This window comes from Mucilaginibacter gossypii, from assembly GCF_017569325.2.
Classification (GTDB): Bacteria; Bacteroidota; Bacteroidia; order Sphingobacteriales; family Sphingobacteriaceae; genus Mucilaginibacter; species Mucilaginibacter gossypii.
The window spans coordinates 5,977,126-5,999,330 of the sequence record NZ_CP071878.2; the positions used below are offsets into that span (position 1 = coordinate 5,977,126).

The following is a 22,205-nucleotide window of genomic DNA, read 5'->3' on the forward strand; positions in this document are numbered from 1 at the left end:
TCTCCCGTCATTGCGAGGCACGAAGCAATCCCCGATTTGCAGAGCGGCTATGCAAGTCTCTCTGTACTGTTCGCGATTGCTTCGTACCTTATAATGACGTGTCTGTAAGAGATTCATAATCAAGCTGATTTTTGGAGTGTAAGACCAAGTTTTTGCGCTTCTTTTTGCAGACGGCTGATCTTTCTTGCCTTTTGAACCTCTACATCTTGCTGGACTTTAGTGACATCGTAGGCTTCCTGTTTAAGTACCATATTATAAAATATCACGGCTATTTTCCTGGCCACTGCTTTAATAGCTTTTGCCTTTCCCTTAGTTGCAGCTAATTTTCGGTATTGCTGCCCTAACGGCCCCTTGCTTTGCCACAGGCAGTTTGCCGCCAACCTGAAAGCCTGCGTAGCCGGGTTGTGGGTGATCCGTTTTTCATAGCCTACGAGCTTGCCTCCTGTTATTTTAGGACGGGGTGACAGGTTTAACCAACTTGTAAAATGGCCTGCGGTAGGCCATTTGCTCATCTCAGGCCCTGTTACTGCCAGTATCGTTAGCAAGCCGATCTCATCCAAGCCTTCCACTGCTGTCAGGTCCACGCCCAAAATTGCTACCAGGTAATCTTTTAAGTTGATATGATATTGATTCTTGCGGACCATGCCTTGTTTCTTTGAGCTTTTTATCTCCGGTGCCAATAGTTTAAGCGTTTGTTCGATGTGCTGTTCGTAATAAAGCATCTGCTCTTTAAAAAAGTCGTATGCCTTTAGGCTGCCCCTAAGTGTATTGATCTGGCTGTCCCGGTAGTCTCCCTCAAGAGAATGGAGCAATTCCTGCTGACTTGCTTTCAGCCGTTTATGATCGATACTACAAAGCAGTTTTTCCGGATCTGAGATCCCTGAGCAGATCATCCGCAAAAGCTTCATGCCGCATACACCTTCAATATCGCTGATCAGGTGCTGGAACTTGATATTCATTTTGGTCAGGGTGTTTTGGATACGGTTGAGTGTATCGCTTTTTTGGTCCTGGCAGATCTGCCTTTCATGGATATATTGCCGCAGGTCCTGGTAACAGGCCGGAGCAATATGTGATTCGCGTAAAAGACCATGGGTAAGCAGCTTATGCAACCACTGTGCATCATTAATATCCGTTTTTCGTGCCGATACATTCCGATAATGGCTTGGGTTGATCATCACCACCTTTATGCCCCGGGACTCAAGGATACTATGCAGGGGCATCCAATAGTTGGCGGTTGATTCCATCGTTACGATCTCCACCTTTTCCCCCTGTAGCAAGTCGGCCAGTTTATTAAGACTGGAGGTAAAACTGTCAAACTGTTTCAGGTGGATCTGATCCCTGGAATCAGTGTAAGATACGACCATGAGCATACTCCCTACATCGATCCCGGCTGATCTGGGGTAAAGAATCCCAAATCGTTCCATCTTTTTTGAACCTGCAGGAGTTCCTGCCCCCTTCTTCTTTTTGTTTTGTTTAGCTTTGCCCATATTTTTAAAAAACAGGGCAAACTCTGCCGCTTTAAAAAGTCTAAGCTTAAAAGCGCGGTAAACCACCAGTTGGTCAGAACTGGTGGTTCCCTATAATGTTTTTTGCAAAAAGCGACAGTCCCAAACTCGCAAGCGGGCTCTTAAAGGCCCCAAGGGTTATACGGGGTGTGTAGTTTGCCCGATGTTCAAGACAAATATCTTACTTCTCATCGCAATGCATGTCATTTCATTTTTTTTCAGGGCTTCCCTGATGGTTACTCGCAATGACGATCGGCGGCGGGGCTTAGATTTTTAAACCTCCTACTTATGCGTATGAAAGCTTAAGCTTGTCGCAAAGCCAATGGTAACATACCCATAGCTATCCTCAAAAAACTGGTTGTAATCATCCTGTCCGCGGTAGCCTCCGCCAACCATAAGGGCGGCATCAGGCATAAAGGGAAACTGGTAATAGTATTTCAGGCTCACGTTTAAACGTTTCTTGAAATCAAAGGTTGAGTAATTATCGTACTTATCGGCAATGTAAGTGAAGTCGAACCGGATGCGCTGCCAGTTTTGGTATACTTTTTTGTTCTTATCAATAGGGTCGGTATAGGCTTTGGCGAAGTTGTACATACGACTACCATTAATGCGGATAAAGCCATAATGATCTTTCAAGCCTTCGGACAAGCCAAGGTTAAACAAACCGGCGTGGACCTCTAAGCCCAGGTTATCATAACGGTTAATGATCAGGTCTTTTTTATCAAAGCGTTTACCGCTGTAATAAGTTAAAGTATAAAAGTTGGTGGTGAACTTGCCGCTATCGCGGTTAAAGCTGCCGTCGGGATTAAGTGATGGTCCGCGTACGCCGTTGGAATGATGTGAGTAACCGAACGAAAAGAACTTTGGATTGTAAGTGTCCTCGTTCACCCTGAAATACACCGTACCGCCCGGCATAAAGCTTGGCGATTTTACCGGCGCCCCATGTGAGGCCAGCAGGCGGATCTTCACTCGTGGGGTAAACACAAAAAAGAAATGCGACTTTGGCGTGCTGAATAAAACAAAGTTCGGCGCCAGATCGGCAGTGAGCTGGGTTTTTATTTTGTTAAAGTAATCGTTTCCTCCTTCTGATACCCGCAGGTTTTGCTCGTAAATGTGATCAAATGCCTGGTTAATCAGCCGCTTTTTCATCAGTGCGCTGTCGGCCAGTGTATCGGCCGGGGTAGCTGTGCGGGTATTCGCAGCCGCTGTTAAATTGTCAACAGTAATAAAAAGGAGCAGTAAGCAAATCGCTTTTAATGCAAATGTTAAACTAAAACGCCGCGTTAAACCAGATTTCTTGAAACCTGGTTTTATAAAATAAAAAGTGATCAATGTAGTAAGTGTTAAGTACCGATAATGCTTGGGTTATAGTTATTTATGATTAATCTTATGTGTTAAAATACGGTTAACCACAATGGCGCAATATTACTTATTATAAGTTTTTGTATACCGGGGGATATGTCAGTACTAAGTAAATGTATCCCTAAGCACTTTCTTATGACATTGGCCAGAAATTATGAACGTTTGTTGGCTGTTTGTCAATCGGCCCGGCGCCGGCGCCGGCATAGTGTTTGCTAAAGCCCGGTGTTATTTTGCCCCCTGGGCAAAACAACACCTTTCCATCCAGCATTATGGTGGCAGGATTTTGTCAGCACTCTTTATTGTTCATTCTGCTTAATCCAAAAAACTTTAAAATCCATTAAAAACAGCGAAAATAAATAGGGTTTTTCAGGCCCGCACATGAAACACCTTTGATTATTCCTTTAGGTTTTACTAATTGATAATCAATTGTTTAAAGTTGTTTCGCTTTGTTTTTTAGGTGGCTGATTATCAATGTGTTTCATAAAAAAGCCGTTCCGCTGTTTCACTCTCAAAAAATGGAACATTACTTTTTTTTAAAAAATACCGGCCGGCGGTTTTTCACTTTTTTGTGGAGAATCAAAAAATTGGGACACCTCATTTGTTACAATCAGGCGCCCGCTCGATGTTATCCATCTACCACAAATTGCCTATTGTAACCAAGCTTTTACCTCAGTTTTCGCAGGCTTATACTTTATTTTTGCGATAATCGTTTTAGCATTAAAAAAAAGCCAATATATTTAGCCCAACCTAAAAAAATGTTCAGTTAATTTGCAATTAAAACGTTTTATCAACATACGCCCTTAAACAGTTTTATACTTTTTAAGTCAGATACCTTGTACAAAGCAAAACAATGAAACCAACAGGAGCCGCCGCAACCAACCAACGCTATTTTAATGGCGGTTCTGATACTATAAAAACAACTATAATTTTATGAAAAAAATCATGCTTGGCCTGATGGCCATCCCGGCTTTTTGCCTGTCGGTATCGGCACAAACCAAACTGTTCGATGGGAAAACCACCAATGGCTGGCACACCTACTTAAAAAAAGACGTTGTAGGCTGGAAGGTTGTTGATGGTGCTTTGCAACTCGATCCTCAGGCAGCAGAAGGTCATGGAGATCTGGTTACCGATGGCGAGTACGAAAACTACGAACTTACCTTAGAGTGGAACATTAGCAAAGAGGGTAACAGCGGTATTATTTTCGGGGTGCATGAAGACCCTCAATTTGACGCAACTTACTTAACTGGCATGGAAATGCAGGTGCTTGATAATAAAGATGCCAGCGATAACAAAAAAGCCAACCACCTTGCGGGTTCATTGTATGATATGATTGCCCCTTCAAAAGATGTATGCAAACCGGCCGGCGAATGGAACAAAGTGAAATTGCGCAAAAAAGATGGTCAGCTTACTTTCTGGCTTAATGGTACCCAAATTGTTGATGTAAAAATGGGCAGCGACGAATGGAACAAAGTATTAGCTGATAGCAAGTTTAAAAACTGGAAAGGTTTTGCCCAATATCCTAAAGGCCACATTGCTTTGCAGGATCACGGTCACCTGGTTAGCTACCGTAACATTAAATTGAAACAGCTTTAATATTTTTTATGAACAGGGTACGGATATAGTGCCCTGTTCATATCTTTATACCATAACTTAAATTGTGTTAACATGCTCCAGGCATGTATAATTTCTCTTCGTATAAGAAAGAAGGATACTTTGATATAATATGAGCGATCTGCAAATTAAAAAATCATCAGCCACCTATGATGTGGTGATTGTTGGTTCGGGTGCCGGCGGGGGTATGGCCGGTTACGTATTGGCCAACGCCGGCATAAAAGTTTTAATGCTTGAGGCCGGTGCTTACTTTGACCCTGCTAAAGATTCACAACAGTTAAAATGGCCATGGGAGTCGCCGCGCCGCGGTGCCGGTACTACCCGTCCTTTCGGCGATTTTGACGCTGCCTATGGCGGTTGGGAAATCGACGGCGAACCTTACACAACAAAAGATAAAACAGAGTTTTTCTGGTTCCGCTCGCGGATGCTGGGTGGCCGTACCAATCACTGGGGCCGGATCTCATTAAGGATGGGCCCGCGTGATTTCCAGGCCAAAGACGGCCTTACCGACGACTGGCCAATCACCTATGACGATGTAAAACCATACTATGATAAGGTTGACCGTATGATAGGTGTTTACGGTACTAAAGAAGGTTTGGAGAATGAGCCGGATGGTATCTTCCTGCCTCCGCCAAAACCGAGGCTTAATGAGCTTTATATAGTAAAAGGTGCTCAAAAAGCAGGTGTTAAAATTATTCCGGGCCGTGGTTCGGTATTAACAGAAGCTTTACCGGGCAATAAAGACCGTGGCGCATGTTTCTTCTGCGGGCAATGCGGTCGCAGTTGTAAAGTTTATGGTGATTTCTCGGCATCATCATGTTTGGTAATCCCGGCTATTAAAACCGGTAACTTAAAGGTGATAACCAACGCTATGGTGCGCGAGGTGATAACCAACGCCGAAGGCCTGGCTGTCGGTGTATCATACGTTAATAAAGAAGATTTGCAAGAGTACCAGGTTAACGCCAAAACAGTTATCCTTGGTGCAAGCGCAGGCGAATCGGCCAGGATCTTGCTTAACTCAAAATCGGCCCAGCATCCAGGCGGTTTGGCTAACAGCAGCGGTGTTGTAGGGCATTATCTGCATGACTCAACCGGGTCAAGTGCCGGTGGTTTCCTTCCTGAATTAATGGACCGTAAGCGTTACAACGAAGACGGCGTTGGCAGTGTGCACATCTACTCGCCATGGTGGTTAGATAATAAAAAACTGGATTTCCCTCGTGGTTATCACATCGAGTACGGTGGTGGCTTACATATGCCATCATACGGTTTTAGCGGTGGTATCCAAAACATGAACGGCGTTGTTCCGGGCCGCGATGGTAAAATGAAAGATGGTGGCGGCTATGGTGCATCATTAAAAGATGACTATCGTCGTTTTTATGGTACCCAGTTTGGTATGGCCGGTCGTGGTACTGCAATTGCCCGTTATGATAATTATTGCGAAATTGATCCTAACGTAGTTGATAAATATGGCATCCCGGTATTGCGTTTCCATTACAAATGGGCACCTGACGAAATTAAACAGGCTAAGCACATGCAGGAAACCTTCCAGGAAATTATGCACAACATGGGCGGTGCAATTTATGGTGGACCTCAAGGCCCTGAAACCAACTATGGTTTGGAAGCTCCGGGTAAGATCATCCATGAAGTAGGTACTATCCGCATGGGTAACGATCCTAAAAAATCGGCCTTAAATAAATGGTGCCAGGCGCATGATTGTAAAAACCTGTTTGTGGTTGACGCTGCTCCATTTGTGCAGCAGGGTGATAAAAACGCCACATGGACAATCCTTGCGTTATCAATGCGTACTGCAGAATATATTATTCAGGAAAGAAAAAAATTAAACGTTTAACAAGCTAACATAACAATTTTATGAACAGACGTGACTCCCTCAAAGCCCTGGGCTTAGGAACACTTTCGGCAGGATTATTACTGGAGGCCTGTAAAACCGATACTAAAAAAGGCGCAGAAGAATCAACCACCGCAGCAGCCGGTGACGAAGTAGGTCGCCAGCCGTTTGAGGTTGAGCGGGATAAAAAACTGCATGCCGACAAGTTTTTCACCACAGCAGAGATGGCAACCATCACTGTGCTTGCCGACATCATTATCCCTAAGGATGATAAATCGGGCAGTGCTTCTGATGCCAAGGTGCCTGATTTCATCGAGTTTATTGTAAAAGATATGCCGGATCATCAAACCCCGATGCGTGGTGGTTTACGTTGGTTGGATTTACAATGCCTTAACCGTTTCGGTAAACCATTTACCGATTGCACAAAAGATCAACAGATTCAATTGATTGACATGATCGCTTACCCCGCTAAAGCTAAGCCAGAAATGGCACAGGGTGTGGCTTTCTTCAACCGCATGCGTGATCTTACAGCATCAGGCTTTTTCACCAGCGAAATCGGGGTGAAAGATATTGGCTACGCAGGTAACCAACCCGGCAAGTGGACAGGTGTACCTGATGATATCCTGAAGCATTACGGTATGGAAAATGTGAAGGCTTCGGCTTCGATGTAAGAAAAAACATGTCATAGATGAGAGACGACGAAGCAATCTAGTAGCTATTCGGTGCGGATCTGTTTCCGTGCGGCTGCCATGCTGCGCTCAAAATGACATGGAGGTTATTCTTGCGCCCGTTTGCAACGAATGCTTAACTTGGGTTTGCGTTTATGACGCAACTGGCGATACAATCGCCGAACCATATTAAGCGCCCGTTGCAAACGGGCGCAAGTTTTTTTTAAGATTACTTTTCAATTTAACTCCTACGGCTCCACGCCAAATGCGGATAAATTTACCGCCAGCTTCCCCCCTTTTGCTTCTTTATAATTGAAGTTTAAAGTGATGTAAAGGCTTGATTATTAACAATAACTACAGGCGTGGAAAACTGGTGTATTTTATCCGATGATTCTTTAAAAACATTGCTGAATGTTATAAAGAGCCTTTTCGCGGATAATATAAGCCACTTTTTGGACAATTTGCTAAAGTTTTAGAATCATGGCTTAACCTATTTTTGTTGCATAGGCTTGGCGTATCCAGCACTGCTGATATGGTAATCTATGGTAATTGCTATTATTTGCACCACCGGTTTAACGGTGTATGAAAAGCGTTTAACATATCCCCAATTATGGCCATAATATGCAAGGCAGCTATTGCCAATGGAAAGGGTGGTTTTTCGGTACAGGATATTGTGGTGAATGAACCGAAAGAAGATGAAGTGCTGGTTAAAATAAAAGCGGCGGGACTTTGCCATGCCGATCATGACTCATTAAGCTGGGGAAAGCAGCTCATTATAGGTCATGAAGGCGCTGGTATTGTGGTTGCTGTTGGGAAAAATATTAGCAGTGTACTACCCGGGGATAAGGTGATCTTAAACTGGGCCATGCATTGCGGCAAATGCTTTCAGTGCCTGGAGGGTAACCTGCATTTGTGTGAAGTAGCCTCGCCGGTTGCAGCCGGCGGCAATGGCTACACTCCGGGCCATGCCTGTCTCGACGGAACAACTTACAATGGCGAGCCCATTTTAAGGTCTTTTAATATTGGTACCATAGCGGGCTATACGCTGGTAAAGGAATCTGCTGTGGTAAAAAACACTTCAGAAAGCATGTCGTTCCCGGCGGCAAGTATCATTAGTTGCGGGGTGATGACCGGCTATGGCTCTGTTGTAAATGCAGCTAAACTAAAAGCGGGTTCATCGGCAGTTGTATTGGGAACCGGCGGTGTAGGCCTTAATGTAATACAAGGTGCAAAAATTGCCGGCGCGGGTATGATCATAGCTATTGATATTAACCCTACCCGGCTTGAAATGGCTGTTAAGTTTGGTGCAACACACACTATTTTAGCCACGAAAGATGATATAGGCCTGCTTAAAGCCGCCGAAGAGGTAAAAAAGCTTACCGGTGGCCGCGGGGCCGATTATGCATTTGAGTGCACTGCAATTCCCGAATTAGGTGCGGCTCCATTAGCAATGGTGCGTAATGCGGGCACAGCGGTGCAGGTAAGCGGGATTGAACAGGAGATTACCATTGATATGCGCCTTTTTGAATGGGATAAGATTTACCTTAACCCGCTTTATGGTAAGTGCCGCCCGCAAATTGATTTTCCGGATATAGTACAACATTATACCAGCGGGCACTTATTACTTGAAGAAATGATTACACATACATATTCTATAAACGAACTTGATAAAGCTTTTGACGACATGCTGAAAGGCAGGAATGCCAAAGGGGTTATCGTGTTCGACTAAAAAAGCTCATGCCATTTAAGACTACAGAAATTTCCAATCCGCAATATGAAAGTAATCAGCTACGGTTTATAACTGTAAAAACACCCAATTTAAAGGGGCGGGGTGATATTTGCGTATACGTTCCGCCTGGAGCCAATAAAAACGAGGTTTTGCCCATTGTAATATTGCTGCACGGTGTATACGGCAGCGCCTGGAGCTGGGCTATGAGCGCAGGCGTTCATTTAAAAACCAATGCACTTATTGAAAAAGGCGAATTGCCAAGAATGATATTAGCCATGCCGTCAGACGGGCTTTGGGGCGATGGGTCGGGATATTTACCGCATAGCGGCTTTAATTTTGAACAGTGGATAGCCGAGGATGTGCCTACGGCTGTAATGGAAAATATTCCGGGTGCAAAGCAAGACTCACCGCTGTTTATCGCCGGTCTTTCTATGGGAGGCTTTGGCGCTTTAAGGATCGGCGCAAAATACGGGCATAAATTTAAAGCCATTGCCGGGCTGTCGTCTATAACAAGCCTGCCACAGATCAAACTTTTTGCCGGCGAGCCCTTAAAAACCTATGCACAGGATATTGTGGACGATGAAGATGTGTTTGCAACATTTAAAAAGTACAGGGCCCAGCTGCCGCCTGTTCGGTTTGATTGCGGTATAAATGATTTGCTGATTAACTATAATCGTGACCTGCATAAAAAGCTGGATAAGGAAAAGATCCCTCATATTTATGAAGAAAACCAGGGTGGACACGAGTGGTCATACTGGGCAAAACATATTATTTCAACCCTTAAATTTTTTGCCGGTAAGCTGTAGATAAGGCAGTTAATATAAACTAACGACTGGCTTGTAATGTGCGAATATCATTATTTTGTCAGTTTTAATTAGGCATACATACCATTATTGCACTTCGTAACGTTTATCTACTTTGTAGGTTAACGCCTGCAAATAGTGATAAGGTTTAGGTTTAAAGCCCCCAAGCAGCGAGTGCAAGGGGGCTTTTATTTTTGCTAAAGGTCACACAACACTTTTACAGGGTATTTTTTATCGCCAAATATTCTGAGGCGTTTTTCTAAATCAAGAAATTCTGCTTCGAGATCTTCAAAAGTACTAAGTCCGCTTAGTGAACCAGACTTTTTTAGCCCAGGCAACATTTTTAAGGTGCCGATACTTTCAAGCTTGCTATTGAAGCTTGTTAGATTTTTATGATTTATGCTAAATTGAACAATGCCAAAAAAGAAATTGCAGTTTCCTCCCTCCTTTTCAAATTCCCAGACACGTTCAACTCCTGGCTGCAGTGCCCTGGTTTCTGATTGATCGTAACCGGTGCCCATCTTTCTGCCAATTATCTCACTGTTTAGTAAATTGGCCAAAGTAGGTTTTTCTTTTGCTCGATAGGTTGTCAACGCAAAACGATAATCACATGCGCCGCGGTGTTGGATAATATCGATACAGATAATCACCCTATAACTGTCGTCGATATGCTTAAAGGTTAGTGCTGTATCTGGCTTAAAGTATAAGTTTGTAATGGTTCGGTATGTTTTAGGGGTTCTTATCTTAACGTTTTCCAGGGATATCTTTTTCCAGAATCGTTCAAGTTGGTAGTGCCGGGCTTTCCCTTCGTTTACAGAACTTTCGGTCCAAATCGCGACGCTGATGCCTTTGTCAATCATTCTCTTTACAAGGGATAATATTTCAGCATTGATTTTCCCGATTTCCTAGTATGCTAAGGCACAGGCTGTGATATAAATTTCGTTGTCATAATCGTCAAAATGGCTTAATTCCATCACCGGAAATTTGTCTTTGATGAGTTCAAAATCAACCTTACTGTCATATAGGTCCATAATGCCCCAATAAGTATCATGAGCAAGATCTCCGTCAATTATTTTTACCCCGTCGGTAGCCATATAATTTATGTTGTTAAAGAACTGCTAAATAAAGAACTATTATTAACTGATGTTAGCCTTTTCCCTATTTTCGTTTTTTATTTGATTTAGTAGATGAGCGATTTGAAGAAAGAATTACACCAGTTATGTGTTAATCACGTGCGTAAAATTATGGAAGCCACAGAGCTTGCCATAGCCGATGCACAAAAGTCGTCGACTGATGATACTAAAAGCAGTGCCGGCGATAAATATGAAACCGGGCGCGAAATGGCGCAGCAGGAAACCAACCGCAATATGGCGCAGCTAAATGAGGCAAATAAGCTGTTGGTAGCCTTAAACCGGATTGGTACCACCGGTGCTCCGGTACATGCGGAACCTGGTAGTGTGATAATTACCAATAACGGCAATTTTTACCTGGCCATTAGCGCCGGTGTTTTGACACTCAATGGCAAAACATTTTTCGCGGTTTCGCCCGCATCTCCAATAGGCAATTTACTTAACGGCAAAAAAGCCGGAGATGAGTTTGCGCTAAATGGAAAACGCTATAAAATTGAGTCGGTTGTTTAGGTTTTTAATACCGATTTATCTTCGGAAAATAACTTTATGTTACTTTAATATTAAAAAAATACGGGCGGCCCATTCTTTCTATATTTATTTTACGAAAACACTATATTTTCAAAACAAAACGGATTGGCCTTTGTATTAATGGGTTGGCTTTCACCATTTATTTCCTCAAAAGGGTCAAAAAAATAATTTTTTTTAAAATAAAAGCACTCATTCACATAAACATGCAGTAATCATCAAATATCTATTACTATATTTGATGTTAACAAAACGTGGGTAATTAACAAAGCATGCCCATTAAAAACTAAATATTAATGAACATATTCGTAGGAAGTCTTCCTTTTTCTTTAGGGGAAGCCGATTTAAAGCAGCTTTTCGAAGCTTATGGTGAAGTTAACTCCGTAAAAATTATTATTGACAGGGAATCAGGAAGAAGCAAAGGGTTCGGATTCATTGAAATGGCAGATGATGAGGCAGCACAACAAGCTATAAGCGGCCTAAACGGTTCTGAAGTTAAAGGAAGATCAATTGCAGTAAGCCAGGCAGAAGAGAAAAAACCAGGCGGCGACCGCAGAAGCAGTGGCGGTGGCTATGGTGGCGGTAACCGTGGCGGCGGTGGTTACGGTGGCGGCAACCGCGGTGGCGGTGGCGGCTATTCAAGAGATAACCGTGGCGGCGGCAAAAGCTGGTAAAAATATAACCTGAAGTAAAGTACCGGGCTTTAAGGTCGGTATTTTACTTTAAGTATTGCATCTATAATCTACCTTCAGGAAAACAACTTATTTAGGGATTTTTTGCCTACGCAAACATCTATGCCCTATTATTGCTCCGGACAGGTTCTTTTATTATTGCATTTTTTGCGGCAGCCTTACCTCAAATACAGTCCCCTGGCCAGGTTTTGAGTAGATATTGATTGACCCTTTAAGGGTTTCGATCAGATGTTTTACTAATGCCAGCCCAAAGCCAAATCCTGCTTCGCCGGTTGTTCCTGTTGTTGAAGCTGCATTGCCTTTCAGTATTTTTTCGATAGCTTTTTCATCTATGCCGACACCACTGTCCTTCACCTGGATTTGCAGTATATGGGTATGGTCGTTCGGTTCGAGGCTCAAATCTGCATTAACATAACCGCCAGCCGGAGTAAATTTTATGGCGTTTGAGATAAGGTTCCCTGTTATTTGTAACAGTTTATTCCGGGCAAAGGGAATCCGCTCCGATTCGGATGTGGTTGTAACCGTAAGCATAATGTTTTTATTGCGGGCTTGCGGAATAAAAAGCCGTTCAATTTTATCTTTAAATACAAGCAGGTTAAATTCCGCCCCATTGGATATGGGTTTATGATCGTTTTTATCAGCACTCAGGATCTCATCTGCAAGCTCCAGTATCGATCGCCCGCTTTTATGGATCAGGTTGGTAAACTCCAGCACCTCTTCTATCTGGTTTGACTCCCCCTGTTCGCTGATCAACTGAGCGAGGCCGATGATTCCGCTTAAAGGCCCGCGGATATCGTGAGCTACCTTTTTTTGTATTTCGCTGGCTTCAGCAAGCTTACTTTTTAGTTTGTTAATTACTTTCAGGTCTTTTAACCTGCTTAGTATTTCATTGGCAATGATCTTTAAAAGTTCAACCTTTTCGGGTGTGAGTTCCTTAACATTTTTATCAAGCACACATAAGGCCCCGATATTATGATCGTCGCCTACCTTTAGCGGTATGCCATAATAATATCTTAATTTGGGCCCGTCGGTTACATAAAATTTATCCCGGAAACGTTCGTCATTCCGCAAGTCTTCAACCTCAAAATATTCTCCGTCTATAATAGTATACTGACAAACCGAATCCTCACGGGGCATTTGTTCAATTTCTAAACCATGACCACTGATACTCCATTGTGTATAGGAGTCGATAAGATTAACCAGCGAAACCTCCGTGCCGGTAACTTTGGCTGCCAACTTAGCCAGGTCCTTAAAACTGTCTTTGTGTTCGGTATAATCAAGATCAAATTCCGAAAGGCTTAAAAGCCTTTCCATTTCATTGTCAGGGATTGGCGGGACAGGCATATTAAATATATATTGGTAATTGTTATATACGTGTTTTTACCCAAATAAGATTCAGTAGATAATAAACAGGTGTGCATTAAATTTTAGGTAAGTGTGTATACATTATCATAAATTTATGCCGGTTAATCACATTATTCCTCGCGCAACTAAAACTGTATTATCAACGTAATTGTTTTAATGCACAACAGCATTCATTAACATAAAATTGAACCATATGAAAAAACTGCTCTTATTAACATTATTTATCAGCTTAACCACTATAACTTTTGCGCAGCGCAAAGTAGTTTGCTGCAGCAATCCATCGGCAACAAAGCAGTTTGCCATGCTGGCCTCCGACAGCCGGTTCAAAATGTCGCACAAAAATCCTTTGCCAATCCGCTTTCAAAGCAGTATCGGCGAGGTCATCACCTACAAAACGCCGGATGGTAAACAGGCATCAGCATTTTTCATGAAAGCCAAAAAGCCCACTAATAATTATTTATTGGTGATACACGAATGGTGGGGCCTTAATGACTATGTAAAAAAAGAATCAGAAAAGCTATATAATGACCTGGGTAACGTCAACATCATTGACCTCGACCTATACGACGGCAAGGTAGCTACCACACGCGAAGACGCGGGGAAATTTATGCAGGCGGTAAATGATGACAGGGCCCGTGTTATAGTAAACGGAGCAATAGCATATGCCGGCCCCAAAGCACATATTGCTACTATTGGTTGGTGCTTTGGCGGCGGGTGGAGTTTGCAAACCAGCTTACTTGCGGGTAAAAAGGCGGTAGCTTGTGTAATGTATTATGGTATGCCCGAGCAGGACGTAAATAAACTAAAAACCTTAAACGCCGATGTGCTGGGGAACTTCGCCAATAAAGATCAGTGGATTAACCCTAAGGTTGTAGCTAAATTTGATGCTGATATGAAAGCCGCCGGAAAAAAGGTTTACCTGCACCAGTATGATGCCGACCATGGTTTTGCAAACCCGAGCAATCCTATTTATAACAGCGATGCTACGAAGGACGCATATGCAAATACGCTGGAGTTTTTAAAGGCAAGATTGAAGTAAACAAAATTAACCGTGCAGTGTTGTATGGGGCAAGCTTTAGCATGCCCCATTTTTTTGTAACATTGCATAAAATTTATCTATTTGACACGCTCTGCTAAAAAGGTTGTTTCATATCTTCTTAAGGCCGGTATATTGATAATTGCAGGGTGGTTTATTTACCGGCAGTTCAACAAAAAGAATAACGACCTAAAGCAGTTTGAACATTTCGCATCGCAAATAAGTACTACCCATGTTGTTATTGTTATGGGGCTGGTGGTTATGTTGATGTTTTTAAACTGGTTTCTGGAGGCGCTTAAATGGCGCTATGTAACCAAAGCATTAATCAATATTTCATTATGGGAAGCCGTTGAGGCTGTTTTTTGCGGCCTTACCTGGGCTGTAACCACACCGAACCGGCTGGGCGAATATGGCGGCCGCGTTATGTTTTTGCCGCCCCGCAAACGTATTCCGGGCATTTTTGCCATGGGCGTAGGTTCATTTAGCCAGGGTTCGGTAACCAATGTTTTGGGCGTAATAGCCATGATCTGGTTTGTAGTCAATTTCATTCATGCCAATTTATTGCTGGCCTGGGGCGTAGTTGCTATCGGCGTTATAATTGTAGCTATGCAGCTGATATTTTATTTTCATATCAACTGGGCGGTTACTTTGCTTGACAGGGTTCCGTTCATTAAAAAATATCATCGCTTTTTTGAAGTAATGGGCCGGTATCACACCCACGAGCTTATCAAGATCATGGGTTTTAGTATTGCGCGGTATATCACCTTTTCAATGCAGTATTTTCTGGTTTTTCAGTTGTTGATGCCGCATATGGCTGTTGTATCCATGATGCTGATGCTGATGCTGTTTTTTGTGGTATCGTCAGCCATCCCATCGCTTGATCTTTTTGATATTGGTGTACGCGGATTTACTGCTTCGCACCTGTTTGTGTATGTGACAGATCAAAATATCGCCGTAATAGCCGGTGTATCGTCAATATGGCTTATTAATTTATTTATTCCTGCTATTTTAGGATCGTTGTTTGTTTTAAAACTCAAATTCTTTTGACCGCGCTGATTAGTATTATTTCATTATTTTCCATAGGGCTTTATGTGCTGTTGCTGATCTATCTCCGGATAGGCTGGGCAAAGGTCACAATCCCTCCGGTTATCGCCCAAGCATTTAGCACCAAAGTTACTGTGCTTATTGCGGCCCGTAATGAGGAAGAGAAGATCCACCTTACCATTGAAGATATTTTGGCCCAGGATTATCCCAAACACCTGGTGGAGATCATCATTGTTGACGATCATTCAACAGATAATACTGCGGCCATCATCAGCAGTTATGCGGCACAGGGCGTAAAGCTATTGCAGCTTAAGCTTGGCGAAACACTTAACTCCTATAAAAAGAAAGCGATAGCCGAAGCCATTAAACTTTCAACAGGCGACTTAATGGTAGCAACAGATGCTGATTGCCGCATGGGTAATCAATGGCTGCGTACTATAGTTGGCTTTTATGAGCAGCATGACCTGGTTATGATTTCTTCGCCGGTAACTTATTTCCAGGAGCAATCGGTGTTTGAGCGCATGCAAACGCTTGATTTTTCATCGCTTATTGGTATGGGGGGCGCGTTTTTAGGTCATGGTTTTGCTGCCACCTGTAATGGGGCAAATTTTGCTTATCGTAAAGATGTATTTTATGAAGTTGGCGGTTTTACCGGCATTGATGACCTGGCTTCGGGCGATGATGAACTTTTATTGCACAAGGTTGGAGAGCGTTATCCCGGCAAGATAGGCTTTTTAAAACGGCGCGAAGCAATTGTATATACCCACGCAAAGCCTAATTTAAAAGAGTTTATACAGCAAAGGCGCCGCTGGGCATCAAAATCAACCAAGTACAAAAATAAAAAAATGGTTGCCTTTGCGCTTAGTATCTGGCTGTGTAATTTTATGCTATTGCTAACCGCCGTGCTGGGTATTTTCGATATCTGTTTCCTGAAATTGTTTTTGCTTACTATCGGAATTAAATATGCGATAGACTTGTTATACATGACACCGATCATGAACTTCTTAAAACGGCGCGAACTGCTGCTGTACGTAAGCTTCGTTTTGCCGCTTAATATCCTTTATTTCGTTATTATCGGTTTTTTAGGGAAAAATAAGAAGTATGCCTGGAAAGGCAGAATCGTTAAATGAGCTAAAAGCTCAAGGCTAAAAGCATAAAGCTGAAATTGGGGCTTAACCAAAGCAGATCAGATGTACTGGATTTAGTGATAAGAGGCCCGTAAGCTTTATGCTTTCGGCCTTCAGCTTTCTGCTTTGAGCTTTCGGCTATCTAAATGTAAAGAAAGCCGTCCTTATTGCTAATTGCACCTATTTAAGCGATATTTAGCCTGTACACATGAACTATTAACACATTGGCCGAAATTACACCAGCAAAACGCACCTGGCATGTTTTTAAGCATAATAAAATTGCTTTAGGCGGGCTTGCATTTATCCTGCTTACGCTGCTTGTTGCGATACTGGGCTACCTCATTATGCCCGATGATACGCCCCTGGCCAATAATATGATCATACAGCTTAGTATAAAAAAGCCAGGCTCAACCTATATGATGTTAAAGCTCAGGAAAGCGGAGGCTGTTGATACTGTAAATTTGTTCAGCAGGATGCTGTATGGGCAGCCATCGTTTTATAAAGAAGTTCCTGTTACGGGGTATCATTTCGTTAAAGATTCTATTTACGTTAACGGATATATTGGCGATGAAGATAAGCCCGAGAAAAAAGCCTACAATATTTTTGAGGTAATGACCGGGCAAAAGCCGGTTTATAAAAACGGGAAGGTTATTTTTAATTATAACGGCCAAACAATTGCCCTGCCTGCAATCCCGGCTGTTTATCAAAAGTTTGAAGCCCGCTTACGGGAGGAGAATATCGGGGCTAAAGCCTTTTTACTTGGTACTGATGGTTATGGCCGGGATATGCTGAGCCGCCTGCTGCTGGGCACACGGATCTCGCTCGCTGTTGGGTTAATGTCGGTTATCATCAGTATGCTGCTGGGCGTAACTGTAGGGGCTGTAGCGGGTTATTTTGGAGGATGGGTTGATTCATCATTAAGCTGGCTGATGAATATTTTATGGGCACTGCCTGCCCTGTTATTGGTGATCGCCATATCATTTGCGCTGGGTAAAGGATTATGGCAAATATTTATAGCCGTTGGCCTTTCCATGTGGGTTGAAGTGGCGCGCCTGGTGCGCGGCCAGGTAATGGGCCTTAAACAGGTGGAGTACATTGAGGCCGCACGTGCATTGGGTTTTAGCAACAAGCGTATTATAGCTAAACATATTTTGCCTAACATAACCGGGCCAATACTGGTTTTGGCCTCCTCAAATTTTGCCTCGGCTATACTTTTAGAGGCGGGGCTTAGCTTTTTGGGTTTTGGCGCACAACCGCCTATGCCAACCTGGGGCGGCATGATCAAGGAGCATTATGGATATATTGTTATGGACTCAGCTTTTTTGGCTATCATTCCTGGTATGGCCATTATGCTGCTGGTTTATGCTTTTAACCTGGTAACCGTTGGCTTGCGCGATGCCTTTGATATAAAATCACAAAGTACTCGTATTTAAAAATTATTTCCTCTATTTTAGTCAGCGTACTTATATCAATATGCTGAATGTAGACGACGGTTCCGGCGAAGACGAATTGATCAGGCTTTTGCTCAAACGGCAGTCGGAATTAAATTCTTTATTGGAAATAACGCGGGCCATAAACAAAAATACCGCTACTCCTATCCTCATTCAAATGCTGGAAGTTATTCTGCAAAACTATTTGCAGGTAGGTAAACTCAGGTTTTTGATTGAAAAGGATGATAAATTTGCCTGTATAGCCAAGTATGGCGGCGACGTTGAATCATCGGTAGTGCTGGCGCGTGCGTGTAAAAAGCTGAGTAAAGTTAAAGCGCCTATAGCTATTGCCGGGCATCGCGACCCCCTCCTTAAAAAATACAATTACTTTATCCCGGTATATCACAAAAGCAAAGCTCTTGCCTATGCCCTTATCGGCGATTTTAATACCTCGGGCGAGATGCTTAACAATGATCTCAATTTCATCCAAACGCTGATGAACGTGATCATTGTGGCGCTTGAAAATAAAAAACTTTTCCGCGAACGGCTGCAATCAGAACGTTTTTTGCGCGAGATGGAGCTTGCGGTGGAAGTGCAGAATATGCTGATCCCCATGCGTGAACATAAAGATGATAGTGTGGAGATTGGGGCTAAGTATCTTCCGCATCAAAACATCGGCGGTGATTATTTTGATTTTATCCGCCTTAATGAGCATGAGTTTTTATGGTGTATTGCCGATGTATCGGGTAAGGGTATTTCGGCTGCTTTGCTGATGGCCAATTTCCAGGCCAGCCTGCATGCCTGGGCGGCGGTTGAGGATGATTTGACCAATATTATTGACCGTTTAAATAAGATTGTACTCAGCAATACCAAAGGCGAACGGTTTATCACCCTGTTCCTTGCGCGATATAATCAAAAAAAACGACGGCTTAATTATATCAATGCGGGGCACAACCCAACTATACTTTATTCAGAAGGCGGTGCCATTCCACTTAAACTGGGTACCACCATGATTGGGGTTTTTGAAGATCTGCCTTTTTTAAACGAGGGCGAAGTTGATGTGGAGCCCGGCAGCCTGATCTTTAACTATACAGATGGGCTCATGGATTTTGAATCGCCCAGCACCAAAATATGGAATGAGGATAAATTACTTGATTTTGTGCTTGCGCATGGCGAGCTATCGCCCGATAATTTTAACCAGGCGCTGTTGGATTATTTGAGCAACGTTTATAAAAGCAAGCCCATTGATGATATTACCCTGCTTACGCTAAAAATTTTTTAAGTAAAGGATGCGTTAACTACATGTTGAAAAACACATCATACTAATTGTTTTACTAACACGTTTACAACTCTTATTATATTTGCCGGATGTTATCAGCCAGGTACCAGTACGAATTTTTGGAAGCAGGATGCGATGAAGCGGGACGAGGATGTTTGGCCGGGCCTGTTTTTGCCGCCGCAGTTATTTTACCCCCTGATTTTGATCATCACCTGCTAAACGATTCCAAACAAGTTACCGAAGAGATAAGGTACCAGCTTCGGGCCGAAATTGAGGAAAAAGCGGTGGCTTACGCCGTAGCATCTGTTGATAATCTGGAGATAGATGAGATCAACATTCTCAATGCATCATTCCTGGCAATGCACCGGGCCATCGAAAAATTACATCTTGAACCCCAGTTCCTGATCATCGACGGCAATCGCTTCAAAAAATACCGGAACATCCCACATGAGTGTATTATACAAGGCGATGGAAAATATTTCAGCATAGCGGCCGCATCTATCCTGGCCAAAACCTACCGCGACGATTATATGATGCAGATAGCGGCCGAACACCCGGAATATGAATGGCATACCAACAAAGGCTATCCAACTATAAGGCATCGTGAAACCGTAATGAAGATTGGTTTTACGCCCTATCACCGCCGTACTTTCAGGGTAACCGACCCGCAGTTAAGTATTTTTTAATGAAGTTTTGAATACCACGTTCAGGATGGTATTTTTGTTAAAAACCAAATCCACCGTTTGAAGATCCTAATTTTAACACATCGTGTACCATTTCCGCAGAATGGCGGTTACGCTATTGTGGTTTGCAATACTATAAAAGGGTTGATTGCACTTGGGCATGAAGTTGCATTGGTGGCTTTAAACGGGAAAAGATATCATGGTAGTGTACAAACAGGCGAAGATGAGCTGATACAGAAGATCAGGTACACATCATATGATATTAACATCAATGTATCGGTACTTGATTCCATAACCAACCTGTTCAACAAAAAATCAAACGATGTTGATCGTTATTACAATGCCGAATTTGAAAAACTCCTGCTGCGCGAATTGCGCCAGACGTCATATGATGTTATCCAGTTTGAAGGCCTGTTTGTAACGCCTTACCTGGCCGCTATGCGTAAGTATACCAAAGCCAGGTTAATTTACCGGTCGCATAATATTGAACACCAGGTATGGATGAGGCTGGCACAACGAAAAACCGACCTGTTTAAGAAGTGGTACTTGCATTTGCTGGCCCGCCGGGTGAAAGATTATGAGCTGCAGCAGCTTAATAAATTTGATGCCATTGCTGTATTTACCAATGAAGATAAAAAAACGCTGTTATCATACGGTGTTACCATTCCGGTTGATATTTTTCCGGTAGGTATTTCCCTGGCCGATTATAAGCCGGACTATAATAAAACGGAGTTCCCAAGTTTGTTTTTTTTAGGTTCGTTAGATTGGATGCCCAACCGGGAAGGGATTGAATGGTTTATTGAGAATTTTTATAAAGACCTTACCGAGGGCGACCTCCGCGTAAAATTTTATGTTGCCGGGCATAACATCCCCGATAGCTTTGATGAGTACGAAGCGATGGGAAAGATCTTTATCCAGGGTGAGGTTGACGATGCTTCTGAGTTTGTGAACAGTAAGGCTATTATGGTGGTGCCCTTGCTTTCAAGCGGTGGCATGCGGGTTAAAATAGTAGAGGGTATGGCAATGGAAAAATGTATTATCTCAACCTCATTAGGTGCCGAAGGCATCAATTTTACCAATGGCACTAATATCCTTATTGCTAATAACCGGCAGGAGTTTTATGATGCCATTGAACGCTGTATTACCGACGAAGAATTTTGCCGTAATATTGGCCTCAACGCCCGCCGTTTAATTGAAGAACAGCACGATGTGCATGTAATAGCACCGGGCCTTGTTGCTTTTTATCAAAGCCTGAACGTTGATTTACCTGAATAAGGGATTCCCTATGCCGTTGTTGGTGTGGCAACAATTTTTCCGCTGCTGCCGCCAACTGGAAACTGCCACTGCCAACTAACCTACTGTTGCTGTTGTTGCTGCTGTTGTTGAATGATCTCCATATATCGCTGATAGCTGTTTTTAGGAAATTCGGCTACCGCGTGCATAGCCGGCGATTCGTGGGTTTTATCCTCAAAAACAATAGTATCTGCATCGTCAACAATTACTGACACTTCCAGCTTGTGGCCGTAGGCTCCTTTATAAACACCTTTAACCGGCGAACAATCTGAAAAATTGCGGCCCACAGCCAGGCGTACGTGGGTTTCATTGGCAATACAGTTATTTGTAGGGTCGATGCCAAGCCAGCCGTAGTCGGGCACATACACTTCGGCCCAGGCATGGGTTGCACCTTCACCGCGCATAGCGCTGCTATGGGTGCAGATATAGCCGCTTACATAACGGGATGGTATTTTAAGCTGGCGGAGCATCACCATTAAAATATGGGCAAAATCCTGGCAAACGCCGGCTTTAAGCTTCCATACTTCATCCAGTGTAGTTTCAACCGTGGTAACGCCTTTGATGTACTCAAAGTTTTTGTAAACCCAGCCGCAAAAACGAAGTGCTATCTGAAAGGGAGTTTCATCTTTACGCCGTTCCTGTTCAACTATTTCCTGTAGCTCGGGCAGGCCTTCAAAATATTCCTGCTTTAAAAAATCAATATAGGGCACCATGTATTGAAGCCGTTTAAGATCCTCCCATTGCTGCTCCGGAAAAATATCATTAACCGGAAGGGGGCGCTGTCGGGTAATGACAACCAGCTTTGAGTTTATAACCAGCATGTTGTGCTGGTTGCTGTAGGTGAAACTGCCAACCTCGTTGCCATAGTAATCGATATGAGTATCAACAACCGGGCTGCCTGTTATATTTAGCTCCTGTTTTACCACTTCCTGGTATTCATCTTTTATCGGGAACAGGATGATTTGGTTGGCACTGTCACGAACAGGGCCTTCATAGGTGTATTTGGTGATATGTTGGATCTTAAATTCAGGCATTGTTTTAATTTTTTAATTTGAGGATTTGAGGATTTGAAAATGA

Annotated in this window: 20 protein-coding genes; 14 read left to right on the forward strand and 6 right to left on the reverse strand. The window is 43.1% G+C overall.

Going from position 1 to position 22,205, the window contains the following annotated elements; genetic code table 11:
• Window positions 1–119 precede the first annotated feature (119 nt).
• Both J3L18_RS25405 and J3L18_RS25410 read right to left on the reverse strand, forming a co-directional pair.
• Window positions 120–1,487: an IS110 family RNA-guided transposase gene (locus J3L18_RS25405; protein ID WP_311084455.1), complete on the reverse strand. Its 1,368-nt coding sequence runs from the start codon at window positions 1,485–1,487 to the stop codon at window positions 120–122.
• Window positions 1,488–1,787: 300 nt separating this feature from the next.
• On the reverse strand, window positions 1,788–2,837 hold the full coding sequence (locus tag J3L18_RS25410) for a hypothetical protein (protein ID WP_129571924.1): 1,050 nt from the start codon (window positions 2,835–2,837) through the stop codon (window positions 1,788–1,790).
• Between the two features lie 960 nt (window positions 2,838–3,797).
• Between J3L18_RS25410 and J3L18_RS25415 the strand changes: the two genes are divergently transcribed.
• From J3L18_RS25415 to J3L18_RS25435, 5 genes are all read left to right on the forward strand, one after another.
• The gene (locus tag J3L18_RS25415) at window positions 3,798–4,460 is read left to right on the forward strand and encodes a 3-keto-disaccharide hydrolase (protein WP_208102382.1); all 663 of its coding nucleotides are present in this window, start codon (window positions 3,798–3,800) and stop codon (window positions 4,458–4,460) included.
• A gap of 130 nt (window positions 4,461–4,590) precedes the next feature.
• Entirely contained in the window at window positions 4,591–6,327 is a 1,737-nt protein-coding gene (locus J3L18_RS25420; RefSeq protein WP_091169100.1) for a GMC oxidoreductase, read from the forward strand.
• Between the two features lie 20 nt (window positions 6,328–6,347).
• Entirely contained in the window at window positions 6,348–6,995 is a 648-nt protein-coding gene (locus J3L18_RS25425) for a gluconate 2-dehydrogenase subunit 3 family protein (RefSeq protein WP_091169104.1), read from the forward strand.
• 607 nt (window positions 6,996–7,602) lie between these two features.
• Window positions 7,603–8,721, forward strand: coding sequence for a Zn-dependent alcohol dehydrogenase (locus tag J3L18_RS25430; RefSeq protein WP_189549500.1), 1,119 nt, complete (start codon window positions 7,603–7,605; stop codon window positions 8,719–8,721).
• An 8-nt stretch (window positions 8,722–8,729) separates the two neighbouring features.
• Window positions 8,730–9,527: an alpha/beta hydrolase gene (locus tag J3L18_RS25435; RefSeq protein ID WP_129571925.1), complete on the forward strand. Its 798-nt coding sequence runs from the start codon at window positions 8,730–8,732 to the stop codon at window positions 9,525–9,527.
• A gap of 194 nt (window positions 9,528–9,721) precedes the next feature.
• Here the strand turns inward: J3L18_RS25435 and J3L18_RS25440 are convergent, their stop codons facing one another.
• Both J3L18_RS25440 and J3L18_RS25445 read right to left on the reverse strand, forming a co-directional pair.
• Window positions 9,722–10,384 carry a hypothetical protein gene (locus tag J3L18_RS25440; RefSeq protein ID WP_129571926.1) on the reverse strand — a complete coding sequence of 221 codons (663 nt, stop codon included), beginning with the start codon at window positions 10,382–10,384 and terminating at the stop codon, window positions 9,722–9,724.
• Window positions 10,385–10,429: 45 nt separating this feature from the next.
• Window positions 10,430–10,618, reverse strand: coding sequence for a hypothetical protein (locus J3L18_RS25445; protein WP_129571927.1), 189 nt, complete (start codon window positions 10,616–10,618; stop codon window positions 10,430–10,432).
• A gap of 93 nt (window positions 10,619–10,711) precedes the next feature.
• Between J3L18_RS25445 and J3L18_RS25450 the strand changes: the two genes are divergently transcribed.
• Together J3L18_RS25450 and rbp are read left to right on the forward strand one after the other, a co-directional pair.
• Entirely contained in the window at window positions 10,712–11,164 is a 453-nt protein-coding gene (locus J3L18_RS25450) for a 3-oxoacyl-ACP synthase (protein WP_091169118.1), read from the forward strand.
• A gap of 311 nt (window positions 11,165–11,475) precedes the next feature.
• Window positions 11,476–11,853, forward strand: a complete 378-nt coding sequence (gene rbp / locus J3L18_RS25455) for an RNA-binding regulator (RefSeq protein ID WP_091169120.1) — start codon at window positions 11,476–11,478, stop codon at window positions 11,851–11,853.
• A 153-nt stretch (window positions 11,854–12,006) separates the two neighbouring features.
• Here the strand turns inward: rbp and J3L18_RS25460 are convergent, their stop codons facing one another.
• Complete coding sequence (locus J3L18_RS25460) at window positions 12,007–13,185, reverse strand: sensor histidine kinase (protein ID WP_208102381.1); 1,179 nt, start codon at window positions 13,183–13,185, stop codon at window positions 12,007–12,009.
• Between the two features lie 244 nt (window positions 13,186–13,429).
• On the opposite strand from J3L18_RS25460, the gene J3L18_RS25465 reads away from it, so the two are divergent.
• The 7 genes from J3L18_RS25465 to J3L18_RS25495 all read left to right on the forward strand — a co-directional run bounded on the left by J3L18_RS25465 (window position 13,430) and on the right by J3L18_RS25495 (window position 21,110).
• A complete protein-coding gene (locus J3L18_RS25465) occupies window positions 13,430–14,275 on the forward strand; it encodes a dienelactone hydrolase family protein (RefSeq protein ID WP_129571928.1) in 846 nt (281 codons plus the stop codon).
• 81 nt (window positions 14,276–14,356) lie between these two features.
• Window positions 14,357–15,319 (forward strand): lysylphosphatidylglycerol synthase domain-containing protein, encoded by a 963-nt coding sequence (locus J3L18_RS25470; protein WP_091169130.1) that lies wholly within the window; start codon window positions 14,357–14,359, stop codon window positions 15,317–15,319.
• Complete coding sequence (locus J3L18_RS25475; RefSeq protein ID WP_129571929.1) at window positions 15,316–16,446, forward strand: glycosyltransferase family 2 protein; 1,131 nt, start codon at window positions 15,316–15,318, stop codon at window positions 16,444–16,446. The genes J3L18_RS25470 and J3L18_RS25475 overlap by 4 nt, the downstream gene beginning before the upstream one ends.
• Window positions 16,447–16,667: 221 nt before the next feature.
• On the forward strand, window positions 16,668–17,876 hold the full coding sequence (locus J3L18_RS25480) for an ABC transporter permease (protein WP_129571930.1): 1,209 nt from the start codon (window positions 16,668–16,670) through the stop codon (window positions 17,874–17,876).
• A gap of 40 nt (window positions 17,877–17,916) precedes the next feature.
• Window positions 17,917–19,155, forward strand: a complete 1,239-nt coding sequence (locus tag J3L18_RS25485) for a PP2C family protein-serine/threonine phosphatase (protein ID WP_091169137.1) — start codon at window positions 17,917–17,919, stop codon at window positions 19,153–19,155.
• An 86-nt stretch (window positions 19,156–19,241) separates the two neighbouring features.
• Window positions 19,242–19,838: a ribonuclease HII gene (gene rnhB / locus J3L18_RS25490; protein ID WP_090532602.1), complete on the forward strand. Its 597-nt coding sequence runs from the start codon at window positions 19,242–19,244 to the stop codon at window positions 19,836–19,838.
• 57 nt (window positions 19,839–19,895) lie between these two features.
• Window positions 19,896–21,110 carry a glycosyltransferase family 4 protein gene (locus J3L18_RS25495; RefSeq protein ID WP_129571931.1) on the forward strand — a complete coding sequence of 405 codons (1,215 nt, stop codon included), beginning with the start codon at window positions 19,896–19,898 and terminating at the stop codon, window positions 21,108–21,110.
• Between the two features lie 80 nt (window positions 21,111–21,190).
• Here J3L18_RS25495 and J3L18_RS25500 read toward each other — a convergent pair whose 3' ends face one another.
• On the reverse strand, window positions 21,191–22,162 hold the full coding sequence (locus J3L18_RS25500) for a transglutaminase family protein (protein ID WP_129571932.1): 972 nt from the start codon (window positions 22,160–22,162) through the stop codon (window positions 21,191–21,193).
• Window positions 22,163–22,205: the final 43 nt, after the last annotated feature.

Coding starts and splice junctions, on each gene's coding strand:
- J3L18_RS25435 (WP_129571925.1), top strand. CDS start 8,730: ATGCCATTTAAGACTACAGAAATTTCCAATCCGCAATATGAAAGTAAT.
- rbp (WP_091169120.1), top strand. CDS start 11,476: ATGAACATATTCGTAGGAAGTCTTCCTTTTTCTTTAGGGGAAGCCGAT.
- J3L18_RS25485 (WP_091169137.1), top strand. CDS start 17,917: ATGCTGAATGTAGACGACGGTTCCGGCGAAGACGAATTGATCAGGCTT.
- J3L18_RS25425 (WP_091169104.1), top strand. CDS start 6,348: ATGAACAGACGTGACTCCCTCAAAGCCCTGGGCTTAGGAACACTTTCG.
- J3L18_RS25440 (WP_129571926.1), bottom strand. CDS start 10,384: ATGATTGACAAAGGCATCAGCGTCGCGATTTGGACCGAAAGTTCTGTA.
- J3L18_RS25450 (WP_091169118.1), top strand. CDS start 10,712: ATGAGCGATTTGAAGAAAGAATTACACCAGTTATGTGTTAATCACGTG.
- J3L18_RS25460 (WP_208102381.1), bottom strand. CDS start 13,185: ATGGAAAGGCTTTTAAGCCTTTCGGAATTTGATCTTGATTATACCGAA.
- J3L18_RS25445 (WP_129571927.1), bottom strand. CDS start 10,618: ATGGCTACCGACGGGGTAAAAATAATTGACGGAGATCTTGCTCATGAT.
- J3L18_RS25465 (WP_129571928.1), top strand. CDS start 13,430: ATGAAAAAACTGCTCTTATTAACATTATTTATCAGCTTAACCACTATA.
- J3L18_RS25405 (WP_311084455.1), bottom strand. CDS start 1,487: ATGGGCAAAGCTAAACAAAACAAAAAGAAGAAGGGGGCAGGAACTCCT.
- J3L18_RS25430 (WP_189549500.1), top strand. CDS start 7,603: ATGGCCATAATATGCAAGGCAGCTATTGCCAATGGAAAGGGTGGTTTT.
- J3L18_RS25420 (WP_091169100.1), top strand. CDS start 4,591: ATGAGCGATCTGCAAATTAAAAAATCATCAGCCACCTATGATGTGGTG.
- rnhB (WP_090532602.1), top strand. CDS start 19,242: ATGTTATCAGCCAGGTACCAGTACGAATTTTTGGAAGCAGGATGCGAT.
- J3L18_RS25500 (WP_129571932.1), bottom strand. CDS start 22,162: ATGCCTGAATTTAAGATCCAACATATCACCAAATACACCTATGAAGGC.
- J3L18_RS25415 (WP_208102382.1), top strand. CDS start 3,798: ATGAAAAAAATCATGCTTGGCCTGATGGCCATCCCGGCTTTTTGCCTG.